Genomic DNA, 13325 nt, shown 5'->3' with positions numbered 1-13325 from the left:
TGACAGCGGAACAGGTCCACTGCTGTGCTGTTTGCGACGCGGGGCGCGGCCGCTTCGTCGCGAAACATTCGATCCGCAGCGCGACCGAGTGCAAGAGGTCCCGTCTCGGTCCACAGCAAGGACAGCCTCAAAGCGCCGCCTTCACCTTTTCTGCGACGTCCGGGCTCACCCATTTCGCCCAAATGTCCGGAAAGTGTTCGAGAAAATACCGTGCGGCGTCCTCGTTTGTCGCGCGGTTCTGATCCATCCAGGCGAGAATTTTATTGACCGTCGCATTGTCCCATCCGCGGGCATTCACGTAATCCATGGTGATGCCTGCCTTTTCGGCAAAGGATTTGGTCACCACGGTAAACACGTCCGAAACCGGATAGGAGTTGACCTTTGGACTTGGACAGTTCGGCACGGCCGAGCAGGAGTCCCATTCCGCCCTGTCGTGGTCGACGCCGAAGGAGAGCCGGATCATTTCATATTTGCCGAGGATTGCCGTCGGCGCCCAATAATAGCCGAGCCAACCCGTCTTCTTCTCGAAGGCTTCGGCAATGGAACCGTCAAGCTCGGCTGCCGAAGCGGGGTCGACAAGCTTGAAGCCCGCCTTCTCCGCACCGAGTGCCTTGTAGAGATTGGTTGTCGAGATCCGACAGTTCCAGCCGGAGGGGCAACTGTGGATCGCTCCCTTGGCGGGATCGTCGGACGCGGGGAACAGATCCGGATGCTTCAGGGCATCTTGGACGGTTTTGATCTCCGGATGGGCATTGGCGAGGAATCTTGGAATCCACCAGCCTTCGACGCCACCTTCACTGAGAATCGGGGCAGCCTGAATAAGGCGGCCTTCCTTGACTGCCGCTTCGAGCTGGGTGCGCACGGAATGGATCCAGAGCTCCGGTGCCATGTCAGGCTCGGCCTTCTCGTTCATCGATGCAAAGGTCCGCATGGTGTCGCCGGCGACCAGGGAGACGGTGCAGCCATAGCCGTTCTCGAGAATAAGTCTGTCGACATGGGCGGCGATGCCTGCCGAAGCCCAATTCATTTCGGCAATGCTGATCTCGCCGCACTCGGCGGCCCGCGTCGGCCCGGCCAGGACCCAGATGCCAGCGGCGGCGAACGTGATTGCGAGGAGTTTCGTCATGTTCCCAGGCCTCCCGCCCTTACGCGGCCCACGACCAATCAGCCTAGGTGTTTTCGAAGAGAAATCAACCTCTTCAAATGATCTGGAATGGAGTGCGGTTCGAGGCACTGCTATTAAGTAAGGCGCGGCCGCGCCGGTTGCTCTTTCAACGGAGGATCGCGCGATGAACTCGAAAAAAGTGCGAATTCATGTTTGGTTAAGCTCTCACTAACCATCCGGTAAGAATGTCAGGCTAATTGTTTGCTGCGGCGGGCGACTGCCGCAGGTCCGGTTCAGGTGTTGCGTACCGGACCTGCCTCCCTGGCCAGCTCGACACTTTGCGGGCAAGGCGCGCCTTCGAGCGATCGCCGCGATAGTATGCGGTCCATTTGAAAGACGCAGAACGTCGCCAAAGTCAGAGCACGAAAGGCCGATTACCCGACGTTCGACGTGCGGATGAAGCCGAGCGGGCCGAATGGCGCGTCGGCCGGGATGTTGCGTACGCGGGATTGGCTGCGCGGCGCCTGTGCGTTCCAGGCGATTTGAACAAAATTCGGCTTGCTGAAGATGAACAGCATGGTTTTTCCTGCCTTCGAGAGTCCGGTTCATTTCCCGGTTGTTGCGATGGCGGCGATATAGGCGTGGGACAGGTATTTTTCGATCCTGGACTCGGCATCGCATGTCGCATTTTGACTAGCGCTCCAATGTTCGTCGCACGCTTGATGAGCGGGTGACACGGGCCGTGATCGCGGCTAGCAGCAAATGCCGTGAAATAGCGTCGAGACAGGACTTTGCGGCAGAGTGTTTCGATGCTACGGAGACCGCATGACACACGCGATCATGCTCCAGGGGACCGGCTCGGATGTCGGAAAATCGGTATTGGTGGCAGGCCTCTGCCGGCTCGCCGCCAATCGCGGTCTTAAGGTGAGGCCTTTCAAGCCGCAAAACATGTCGAACAATGCGGCCGTCTCCGATGACGGCGGCGAAATCGGCCGGGCGCAGTGGCTGCAGTCGCTCGCCGCCCGCGTGCCCTCGTCGGTGCACATGAATCCGGTGCTCCTGAAGCCGCAATCCGATGTCGGAAGTCAGATCATTCTGCAGGGCAAGGTCGCGGGGCAGGCCAAGGGCAGGGAATATCAGGCCCTGAAGCCTAAGCTGCTCGGCGCCGTGATGGAGAGTTTCGAGCACATCTCGGCCGGCGCCGATCTCGTCGTTGTCGAGGGCGCCGGTTCGCCGGCCGAGATCAACCTCCGGGCCGGCGACATCGCCAATATGGGTTTCGCCACGCGCGCCGATGTCCCGGTGGTTCTCGTCGGCGACATCGATCGCGGCGGCGTCATCGCATCGCTGGTCGGCACCCATGCAATCCTGCCGGAGGAGGACCGGCGGATGGTCACCGGTTATCTCATCAACAAGTTTCGCGGCGACGTCACGCTTTTCGACGATGGCATCGCGGCGATCGGCCGCTTCACCGGCTGGCCTTGTTTCGGTGTCGTGCCCTGGCTGAAAAGCGCCGGGCGGCTGCCGGCCGAGGATTCCGTCGTTCTCGAGAGGCTGGCGCGCGGCGGTGGCAAGGCTTTGAAAGTCGCCGTGCCCGTCCTGTCACGCATCGCCAATTTCGATGATCTAGATCCGCTTGCGGCAGAACCGGAGGTCGAACTCGTCTTCGTTCGGCCGGGCATGCCGCTCCCCGACGACGCGGGGCTTGTCGTCATCCCCGGTTCGAAATCTACGATTTCGGATCTCAAGGATTTTCGGGCGCAGGGCTGGGACCGCGATCTCGAGCGTCACGTCCGCCGCGGCGGCCGGGTGATCGGCATTTGCGGCGGTTATCAGATGCTCGGCCTCCGCGTCACCGATCCGCTCGGCATCGAGGGAAGCGACCGCGATATCGCCGGGCTCGGCCTGCTTTCCGTCGAAACCGAAATGGCGCCGGAAAAGACCGTGCGCAACAGCCGTGCCTGGTCGCTGGAGCATGACGTGGCGCTTGACGGCTATGAGATCCATCTCGGCAAGACCGTCGGGGCAGATTGCGAACGGGCCCCGGTGACGATCGACGATCGCCCCGATGGCGCCATGTCGCCGGATCGCCGCGTCATGGGAACCTATCTGCATGGGCTCTTCGGTAGCGACGCTTATCGCGCCGCACTGCTGAAGAGCCTTGGGATTGCAGGCGGAGGCGCCAACTATCGCCAGTCGGTCGACGGCGCGCTCGACGAGATTGCCTCGGAGCTAGAAGACGTGCTCGACCGCGCCTGGCTTAACGGCCTGCTCGGCTAGCTGCCGTGCCGCCGGCGGGTGACACTCATCTCTTTGGTCGATATTGCATGGCCGCTGCGAAGGATGCAGCATGGCGGGCGAGGCGGCAGACCGGTTTTCAGAAAAATACAAGTCTTGCCGCCGCCCGGCACAAAGGTCGGCGGTCATGACACGCGCCCAGCTGGTCGGCGTTCTTATCGGACTGGCAATTGTCGCGGCTCTGACGGTGCTGCGGGCAAGCGATCCACAACTGCTGAGATTCGCCCGCGAAATCACCTTCGACGAATACCAGCGCCTGGCGCCGCGGCCCTTCGAAAACCTGCCCGTGCGGGTCGTCGATATCGACGAGGCGTCGCTGAGCGAGTTCGGCCAGTGGCCTTGGCCAAGGGATCGATTGGCTGCGCTGGTCGACAGGCTTTCGGAAATGGGCGCCGCCGTCATCGCCTTCGACATCCTGTTCGCCGAGCCCGATCGACTGTCGCCGCGCACCGTTCTGCGCGACGTCAGCGGGATCGATCCGGCTTTGCTGGAGCGGCTGCCGGACAATGACGAGATCTTTGCCGGGGCGATTGCCGGCAAGCCGGTGGTGCTGGGTTTCGGCCTTTCGAATGCGGGGAGTTACCGGCCGCCGGTAAAGTCCGGCTTCGCCTTCACCGGCGAGAGCCCTTTCGGAGCGCCGCCGCGCCTGACTGCCGCAACCCCGCTTCGGCCGGCGCTCGAGGCCAATGCAGCCGGCATCGGGCATATCAGCCTCAATCCCGACAGCCCGTCGGCGGTCGTACGGGCGGTGCCGCTCCTTCTCAGCGACGGCGCGCAGCTCTATCCGAATTTGGCGCTCGAGGCGCTGCGTGTCGCACAGGGGGCTTCCACCTATCTGCTGGCCGGCGCGACGGAGGTGCCCGATACGATAACCCGGATCAAGATCGGCGATTTCGCCGTGCCGGTCACGGCGGCCGGCGAGCTCTGGCTTTATGTCAGTGAGGACCGGGCGGAAAGATATGTATCGGCCGGGCGCGTGCTTGCCGCAGCGGGTGCTCCCGAGGATGTCAGGGCGGCGGTCGAAGGCAGCATCGTCTTCGTCGGCACCTCGGCTGCCGGTTTGCTCGATATCCGCACCACGGCTCTCGGCCATAATGTCCCGGGAGTCTCGCTTCATGCCCAGGCCGTCGAGCAGATCCTGTCCGGTCGCTTCCTCTCGCGCCCGGACTGGGCCGAAGGGCTCGAGATCCTGTCGATCGCCATTGCAGGCACCCTCCTCGTCATGGTGACCACCTTCGTCAGCCCCGGCGTGGCGCTCGCCTGCGGGTTGCTGATCACCGGCTTGGCTCTCGCGGCCTCCTGGACTGCGTTTCTCTACGCGGGACTGCTCTTCGACCCGCTTGCTCCGATCTTTTCCGGATTGGTCACGCATTTCGCCGCGACGGCCTATCGCTTCCTGGTGACCGACCGGGAGCGTCGCGTCGTCCGGCGCGCCTTCGGCCAATATTTGTCGCCGTCGCTGCTTTATCGCGTCGAGCACACGCAGAACGCACTGAGGCTCGGGGGAGACGATCGTGAGCTGACGATCATGTTCGTCGACGTGCGCAACTTCACCGAGATCAGCGAGCGTTTGGCGCCGACCGAGGTTGTCGGGTTCCTGAATACGCTTCTCGATGCGCTGAGCCGACACGTCATCGAAAACGAGGGCACACTCGACAAGTTCATCGGCGACTCGATCATGGCCTTCTGGAACGCCCCCGTCGATGTCAGAGATCATCCTCGCAGGGCCGTTCGCGCGGCTTTGGCGATGCGCGAAACGCTTGCTCGTCTCAATGACAAGGATGCCTTCGGTTTCGGGGCGGGGCAAAGCGTTGCCATCGGCATTGGAATCCACACCGGCCTTGCCTGCGTCGGCAACATGGGCGCCGAGACGCATTTCAACTATTCGGCGGTCGGGGACACCGTCAATGTGGCGGCGCGCATCGAATCCGCCTGCAAGGAGATCGGCTACGATATCCTCGTGTCGGAGGCGACGGCAAATTTGGCTGGCGGCTGCGCCCTGCTGGAGGCCGGAGCATTGGGGCTCAAGGGTAAGAGCACGCGAACGAGGCTCTTTGGAGTCGTTGGTGACGAGCGACTGGCCGAGTCGGATGAATTCGCCGAGCTCTTCGAAGTTCATCGGCGGCTGGTCGACGCTTTGCGCGCACGGTCCCCCGAGAGCCGGCGCATGCTGGGCGTGGCAAAGCTCAAGGCGTCCGCGCTGACGCCCGGCTTGTCGGAGTTCTATCGGCGGATTTCGCGGCGCGGCGAACATTTCATTGGTGAGTCGACGGCGAAGGATGCGGCTGGCGAATAGGTGCTTCGCCGACTGATGCAAAAGGCGCCGCTTTTCGGCACTTCAATTACAGTCACCGTCGCCCGAACGAACGGACCCTGCTCCGGTCGTGCGAGTAATCACGGTTGCGCGGCCTGTCCGACCTGTCGAACTTGTTCGGTTTATCGTGCCAGCTCTTGTCGTGTTTGTCCGGCTTGCCCGGCTTTTCTGGTTTTTGGGGCTTGTCCGGTTTGTGAGGCTTGTCGGGTTTGTGAGGCTTGTCGGGTTTGTGAGGCTTGTCGGGTTTGGGTGGCTTGGGTTGGGGCGGCGTCTCGACAGGCGGAGCCGGTTCGGGTGGCGGTGCGACGAGCGGCCGGACCCGATCTGGACGGATCTGGATCTCAGCTGAAAGGCCGCAGCCGGTGCCGCTCCATCCGGGCGACAGCTGCTGCCTGCCGGAGAGGAATGGCAAGGCCTGCTGGTTGCCGAGTGTCCTGAGGATGCTTCGGTCGACCCGTCGCGTATCGGTCATATCGCCATTGGGACGGGCGACCACGCAGTCGCAGCGCCGCGTCAGCTGTTGACAGCCGCCTCGGCCGCAAAATTCGGCAGCGCCGCTCAGGAGCACCACTGCCGTCGTGCCGTCTCCGCCGACGTAAAAGTCGAAGACCGTGCCTCGAACGCCGATGGTTCCGGCCGGTGTCAGGATCTGGTAGGCCGAGTGCCCCGAGTTGCCGCTGATCCAGCGAAACGTTCCCTTCGCCGCCGCGACGGTCAGCTTCTGCACCGATCTCGAGTCGTCGAAGACGAATTTGTCGATGACGACCGACGAGCCGGCACCGACGGCAAGCTTGCTTCCATCTCGGAAGACGAACTGGCCAAGGCCGGATCTGGATGTCCGAATCCGCTCGTCGCGATGCACCGGGTCCGTGACGACCAGTGGTCCGCTCGCTCCGCTGACCTCAGTCTTGATCCGGATCGCCTGACCAATCGGTTCGGCGGCCTTGCTTGGCATGGAGCCGTAAAGCGCGACACTCAGCGCGACAAATGCGGCACGACGCAGATATGCCATCGCACCCCCTCCAGGCTGAACTGACAAATTCAGTGCCGTGGACATAATCGAACACCGTGGCGAAGCATCGGAGCCGCCTCGGGTTCGAATGCCCGTTTTATCACGCGCTTGGGACGGGCGTCTGCCTACCCGTTCGGATTAGGAGAAAGGCGCCGAGTTGGCGACGCGCCTCGCGCTGCCGCAACTTGCCGACCTCGCGTCGCAGACCGTCGATTGACTTTGCCGCATCCGCTTCATAATTAACGCATTGGATGGTTCCCCCGCACCGAAGCGGCGCGGGAGAGTAAATGGGAATGCGACGGGCGGACCCACACCGGGCGCCCTTATCGCAGCCGACCCCGCGACTGTAGAACGGTCAGGGTTCGCCATCGGGCATGCCGCACCTCTTCCGGTGAAACTGCATGGGGCAGTTGTCGCGGAATTGGAGGCACGCCGGAAAAGCCACTGGCGTGGCATCGTGAGCAGCCGGGCTGGACGCCTCTCTTTCTACGAATCGTCCGCCTTCACGAGCCAGCAGACGCCGGGAAGGCAAGGCGGACCCGTTCGGGCCCAATAGCGCTGGGCACCGCGTGCGCAGCGCTTGCCCGTGACGCCGAGAGCCAGGAGACCTGCCGTCCATCAGGGCATCGCCCGGGGGAGTCCTCCCCAATGCCAGCACGGAGGTTGTCGTGGCTTATTTATCGTCTTCTGCGCGTGCCCGTCACGCGTCCGCTTGCTATCGTTGCTTTGTCCCCACCAGTTTCCTCGCATGGGATCTGGTCGGATGACATTCTCCAATGCCGGTCCGGTCTTCGTGCTCGGCGGCGCGCGCTCCGGGAAATCCAGTTTCGCGGAGAAGCTCGCCGAAGCGTCGGGGCTCGGGATGCACTATGTTGCGACCGGCCGCGCCTATGACGAGGAAATGCGCGATCGTATCGCCCGCCACCAAGGCGCGCGGCAGGGCAAGGGCTGGGCAACGCACGAGGAACCGCTCGATCTCTCCGGCCTGCTTCGTCGACTGGATGCACCGGAGCGCGTAATTCTTGTCGACTGCCTCACGCTGTGGGTGACGAACCTGATGATGGAAGAGCGCGACATGCCGGCCGAGTTTGCGGCACTTGCCGGCTTGCTGCCTGCCATGCAGGCGCGCGTCATCATCGTCTCCAATGAGGTCGGTCTCGGCATCGTGCCGGAGAACCGCATGGCGCGAGACTTCCGCGACCATGCCGGCCGCCTCCATCAAATCGTCGCGGAGAAATCCGCCGAAGTCTATTTCGTCGCGGCCGGGTTGCCGCTGAAAATGAAGGGTTGATTCATGACACTTGCAAAGGCCCAATCGGGCAAGATCCCCGCCACGGTCATCACCGGCTTCCTCGGCGCCGGCAAGACGACGATGATCCGCAACCTGCTGCAGAACGCCGAGGGCAAGCGGATCGCATTGATCATCAACGAGTTCGGCGATCTCGGCGTCGACGGCGACGTGTTGAAGGGCTGCGGCGCTGAAGCCTGCTCGGAAGAGGACATCATCGAGCTCACCAATGGCTGCATCTGCTGCACCGTCGCCGACGACTTCATTCCGACCATGACCAAGCTGCTCGAGCGAGAGAACCGCCCGGATCATATTGTCATCGAGACCTCCGGCCTTGCGCTGCCGCAACCGCTGGTCGCCGCTTTCAACTGGCCCGACATCCGCAGCGAAGTGACGGTCGATGGCGTCGTGACCGTCGTCGACAGCGCCGCCGTTGCCGCCGGCCGTTTTGCCGACGATCACGACAAGGTCGATGCGCTGCGCGTCAATGACGACAACCTTGATCATGAGAGCCCGCTGGAAGAGCTCTTCGAGGACCAACTCACCGCCGCCGACCTCATCGTTCTGAACAAGACCGATCTCATCGATGCTGCGGGCCTCAAGTCCGTGCGCGACGAAGTCGCCTCGCGCATCAGCCGCAAGCCGGCGATGATCGAGGCCAAGAACGGCGAGGTGGCCGCCGCGATCCTGCTCGGGCTTGGCGTCGGCACGGAAGACGAGATCGTCGACCGCAAATCGCATCACGAGATGGAGCATGAGGCCGGCGAGGAACATGATCACGACGAATTCGACAGCTTCGTCGTCGAACTTGGCCCGATCGCCGAACCGGCGGCCTTCATCGACCGGCTCAAGGCCGTTATCGCCGAGCACGACGTATTGCGCCTCAAGGGCTTTGCCGACGTACCCGGCAAGCCAATGCGTCTGTTGATCCAGGCGGTCGGCAGCCGGGTCGATCAATATTACGACCGTGCCTGGGCACCCGGCGAGACGCGCGGCACGCGCCTCGTCGTCATCGGCCTGCACGACATGGATGAGGCGGCCGTGCGCGCGGCGATTTCGGCGCTGGCGTGAGGTTGTTTTGAGCGCGTGTGAGAAGAACCCCTCCCCAGCCCCTCCCCACAAGGGAGAGGGGCTCGGCTGGCATTTGCGGCGATGCTTTCGTTCCCAAAGGGGGGCGGCGTTATGGCACGAACGGCTGATACTCGGGGAAAGAGTGCGTGTGGCACGACCTAACCCCTCCCCATTGTGGGGAGGGGCTGGGGAGGGGTCTCTTCACGAGCCCAGCGGGAAGCAACAATGCATCTCCTCCTAGCCCAGAAAGGCACGATCGCCGACGGCAACGAAGCGATCGATCTCGGGCAAAGCCCGGCCGATATCCTGTTCCTGTCGGCGGCCGATACGGAGCTTGCGTCGATTGCCGCGGCGCATCGCCGGCGCGCGAGCGGGAAGAGCCTGCGTATCGCCAGCCTCATGAACCTCATGCATCCGATGTCGGTCGACACCTATGTCGAACGTACGGCGCGACATGCGAAGCTGATCGTCGTCCGGCCGCTCGGCGGCGCCAGCTATTTTCGCTACGTGCTGGAGGCGCTCTATGCCGCGGCGGTGGCGGGCAAGTTCAAGATTGCGGTGCTGCCGGGGGACGACAAGCCGGACCCGGGCCTCGAGCCTTTCTCGACCGTTGCCGCGGAAGACCGTGAGCGTCTCTGGGCCTATTTCAACGAAGGCGGCGCGGACAATGCCGGCCTGTTCCTCGACTATGCCGAGGCGCTGATCGATGGCGCCGAAAAGCCGCAACCGGCGCGGCCGCTGCTGAAAGCCGGCATCTGGTGGCCGGGCAGGGGCGTGATCGGGGTTGACGAGTGGGTGCGTATCGCCGGCGATGTCGGGGGAGCGCAGACTTCCGAAGGGAAGAAGGAAACTCGTCCCACAGTTGCCATCTGCTTCTACCGTGCCCTCGTGCAGAGCGGCGAGACCAAGCCGGTCGAGGCCCTGATCGAGGCGCTGACCGAGGAGGGCATGCGCCCGCTTCCGGTCTTTGTGTCGAGCCTCAAGGATCAGGTGTCGGTCGGTACTCTCGAAGCGATCTATGCCGAGGCGGCGCCGGACGTGGTGATGAATGCCACCGGCTTTGCCGTCTCGGCGCCCGGCGCCGACCGGCAGCCGACGGTGCTGGAATCCACCGGCGCGCCGGTGCTGCAGGTGATTTTTTCAGGCTCCTCCCGCGAATCGTGGGAAGCCTCGCCGCAAGGGCTGATGGCGCGCGACCTCGGTATGAATGTCGCGCTGCCGGAGGTGGACGGACGGATCCTTTCGCGCGCCGTCTCCTTCAAGGCGGCATCGGTCTACGACCCGCTTGTCGAGGCAAACATCGTCGGCCATGAGCCGCTTGCCGGCCGCGTGCGCTTCGCCGCCCGGCTCGCCGGTAATTGGGCAAGGTTGCGGCGCGCGAAGCCGCAGGCGCGGCGCGTCGCAATCGTCATGGCGAACTACCCGAACCGGGACGGACGTCTCGGCAACGGCGTCGGCCTCGATACACCCGCCGGCACTGTCGAGGTGCTGAAGGCGATGGCGGCGGAAGGTTATTCGACTGGCGATCTGCCCGAAGGCGGCGAGGCGCTGATCCGCTTCCTGATGGCCGGACCGACGAATGCCGCAAGCAGCGGCCGGGAAATTCGCGAAACCATTTCCTTGAATCACTACAAGGACTTCTTCTCCTCTCTTCCGGAAAAGATTCAGGCGGAAGTGGGCGTGCGCTGGGGGACGCCGGAGGCCGATCCTTTCTTCCTCGACGGCGCCTTCACCCTGCCGCTTGCCCGGTTCGGCGAGGTCATCGTCGGTATCCAGCCGGCGCGCGGTTACAACATCGATCCGAAGGAAACCTATCACGCGCCGGATCTCGTGCCGCCGCACGGCTATATCGCCTTCTATGCCTATCTGCGCCAAACCTTCGGCGCTGACGCGATCATCCATATGGGCAAGCACGGCAATCTCGAATGGCTGCCGGGCAAGGCGCTGGCGCTTTCCGAGACCTGCTACCCAGAGGCGATCTTCGGCCCGACGCCGCATCTCTATCCCTTTATCGTCAACGACCCGGGCGAGGGGACGCAAGCGAAACGCCGCACCAGCGCGGTGATCATCGATCACCTGACGCCGCCTCTGACACGCGCCGAGTCCTACGGACCGCTCAAGGATCTCGAAGCGCTGGTCGACGAATATTACGAAGCGGCGGGCGGCGATCCGCGACGGCTGCGTCTGCTCAGTCGTCAGATCCTCGATCTCGTGCGCGACATCGGCCTCGACCACGACGCCGGCATCGACAAGGGCGACAGCGACGACACGGCGCTCGAAAAGCTCGACGCCTATCTCTGCGACCTCAAGGAAATGCAGATCCGCGACGGGCTGCACATCTTCGGCGTGGCGCCGGAAGGGCGGCTGCTGACCGACCTGACGGTGGCGCTTGCCCGGGTGCCGCGTGGCTTGGGCGAGGGTGGCGATCAGAGCTTGCAGCGCGCGATCGCGGCGGACCTGGGGTTGGGTGATGCCGGGCGAGTACCCCCCTCTGTCCTGCCGGACATCTCCCCCACAAGGGGGGAGAGCAGGGATGCGGGTTCTTCCCTCCCAAGTACTGCCGCGCTTGCAACCAACTCCTCAATAGACCGCGGCGGAACCAGGGAAACGGACGGGCGCCCCTCGCCAATCTCCCCCCTTGTGGGGGAGATGTCCGGCAGGACGGAGGGGGGTATTCCCGCACAACGTTTCGACCCCCTCGACTGCGTTCTCTCCGCGCCCTGGCTCGGCTCAAAGCCCGATCTCCTCGCCAACATCTCGGATGCTTCCTGGCGCACCGCCGGCGATACGGTTGAGCGCATCGAGCTTCTCGCCACGAAGCTGGTGTCGGGCGAGATCGCTTGCCCCGACGGTTGGACCAACACGCAAGCCGTGCTCGACGAGATCGAGGCACGGCTGAAGCCTTCAATAGAACGGTCGGGTGCTGCCGAGATCACCGGCCTGCTCACCGGTCTCGACGGCCGCTTCGTCGCGCCTGGCCCATCCGGCGCGCCGACACGCGGGCGGCCGGACGTGCTGCCGACCGGCCGCAATTTCTATTCCGTCGACAGCCGCGCCGTGCCGACGCCGGCGGCCTACGAACTCGGCAAGAAATCGGCCGAGTTGCTCATCCGTCGCTATCTGCAGGACCATGGCGAATGGCCGTCCTCCTTCGGGCTTACGGCTTGGGGCACCTCTAATATGCGCACCGGCGGCGACGACATTGCCCAAGCGCTGGCGCTGATCGGTGCAAAGCCGATCTGGGACATGGCGTCGCGTCGGGTGACCGGCTATGAAATCGTGCCGCTCGCCGTGCTCGGCCGACCGCGCGTCGACGTCACACTCAGGATTTCGGGCTTCTTCCGCGATGCCTTCCCGGAGCAGATCGCGCTGTTCGACAAGGCGACGCGCGCGATCGGCGCGCTGGAGGAGGACGATGCCGACAACATGATCGCGGCACGCATGCGTGCCGAAGCGCGACGCCTCGAGGAAAAGGGCGTCGAGCCGATGGAGGCGGCAAGACGCGCCTCCTATCGTGTGTTCGGTGCCAAGCCGGGCGCCTATGGCGCCGGTCTACAGGCGCTGATCGACGAGAAAGGCTGGGAAAAGCGCGGCGATCTCGCCGCAGCGTATCTCACCTGGGGCGGCTATGCCTATGGTGCCGGCGAAGACGGCAGGGCGGAACGCGGGCTTTTCGAGGAGCGCCTGCGGACCATCGAGGCGGTCGTCCAGAACCAGGACAATCGCGAGCACGACCTGCTCGACAGCGACGATTACTACCAGTTCGAGGGCGGCATGAGCGCTGCGGCGGAATATCTCAGTGGAGAGCGTCCCGCGATCTACCACAACGACCATTCGCGTCCGGAAAAGCCGGTTATCCGCTCGCTGGAGGAGGAGATCGGCCGCGTGGTTCGCGCCCGCGTCGTCAACCCGAAGTGGATCGCCGGGGTAATGCGTCATGGTTACAAGGGCGCCTTCGAGATCGCCGCGACTGTCGATTACATGTTCGCCTTCGCCGCGACGACCGGGGCCGTGCGCGACCATCATTTCGAGGCGGCCTACCAGGCCTTCATCGCCGACGAGAAAGTCCTCGATTTCCTGCGCGACAAGAACCCGGTGGCACTTGCCGAACTCGCCGAGCGGTTCCTGGAGGCGGTCGACCGAGGTCTCTGGAACCCGCGCTCCAACTCGGCGCGATTTGAACTGAACAGTCTGTCGGGCGCTCAGCCTGAGCGCCCGCGCGCCGGCAACGAATAGA

Annotated in this window: 8 protein-coding genes and 1 riboswitch; of the genes, 5 read left to right on the top strand and 3 right to left on the bottom strand. The window is 63.8% G+C overall.

Features of this window, described 5'->3' with window-relative positions; genetic code table 11:
* Positions 1-127: 127 nt before the first annotated feature.
* Positions 128-1126, bottom strand: a complete 999-nt coding sequence (locus SS05631_RS09335; RefSeq protein ID WP_037423631.1) for a glycine betaine ABC transporter substrate-binding protein — start codon at positions 1124-1126, stop codon at positions 128-130.
* Between the two features lie 413 nt (positions 1127-1539).
* Entirely contained in the window at positions 1540-1683 is a 144-nt protein-coding gene (locus SS05631_RS09330) for a hypothetical protein (protein WP_086022791.1), read from the bottom strand.
* A gap of 247 nt (positions 1684-1930) precedes the next feature.
* On the opposite strand from SS05631_RS09330, the gene SS05631_RS09325 reads away from it, so the two are divergent.
* Both SS05631_RS09325 and SS05631_RS09320 read left to right on the top strand, forming a co-directional pair.
* Positions 1931-3385: a cobyric acid synthase gene (locus SS05631_RS09325; RefSeq protein ID WP_037423634.1), complete on the top strand. Its 1455-nt coding sequence runs from the start codon at positions 1931-1933 to the stop codon at positions 3383-3385.
* 145 nt (positions 3386-3530) lie between these two features.
* A complete protein-coding gene (locus SS05631_RS09320) occupies positions 3531-5699 on the top strand; it encodes an adenylate/guanylate cyclase domain-containing protein (protein ID WP_037423662.1) in 2169 nt (722 codons plus the stop codon).
* Positions 5700-5751: 52 nt separating this feature from the next.
* Here the strand turns inward: SS05631_RS09320 and SS05631_RS09315 are convergent, their stop codons facing one another.
* Positions 5752-6729: a FecR domain-containing protein gene (locus tag SS05631_RS09315; protein WP_095677965.1), complete on the bottom strand. Its 978-nt coding sequence runs from the start codon at positions 6727-6729 to the stop codon at positions 5752-5754.
* Between the two features lie 235 nt (positions 6730-6964).
* A riboswitch (cobalamin riboswitch) is annotated at positions 6965-7360 on the top strand.
* Positions 7361-7492: 132 nt separating this feature from the next.
* Between SS05631_RS09315 and cobU the strand changes: the two genes are divergently transcribed.
* From cobU to cobN, 3 genes are all read left to right on the top strand, one after another.
* Complete coding sequence (gene cobU / locus SS05631_RS09310; protein WP_037423639.1) at positions 7493-8020, top strand: bifunctional adenosylcobinamide kinase/adenosylcobinamide-phosphate guanylyltransferase; 528 nt, start codon at positions 7493-7495, stop codon at positions 8018-8020.
* Between the two features lie 3 nt (positions 8021-8023).
* Positions 8024-9088: a cobalamin biosynthesis protein CobW gene (gene cobW, locus SS05631_RS09305; protein WP_037423643.1), complete on the top strand. Its 1065-nt coding sequence runs from the start codon at positions 8024-8026 to the stop codon at positions 9086-9088.
* A 225-nt stretch (positions 9089-9313) separates the two neighbouring features.
* Positions 9314-13324 (top strand): cobaltochelatase subunit CobN, encoded by a 4011-nt coding sequence (gene cobN, locus SS05631_RS09300; protein WP_095677964.1) that lies wholly within the window; start codon positions 9314-9316, stop codon positions 13322-13324.
* Position 13325: the final 1 nt, after the last annotated feature.

It is taken from the genome of Sinorhizobium sp. CCBAU 05631 (assembly GCF_002288505.1).
GTDB lineage: Bacteria > Pseudomonadota > Alphaproteobacteria > Rhizobiales > Rhizobiaceae > Sinorhizobium > Sinorhizobium fredii_C.
This window is presented reverse-complemented; position numbering and strand designations above follow the sequence as displayed.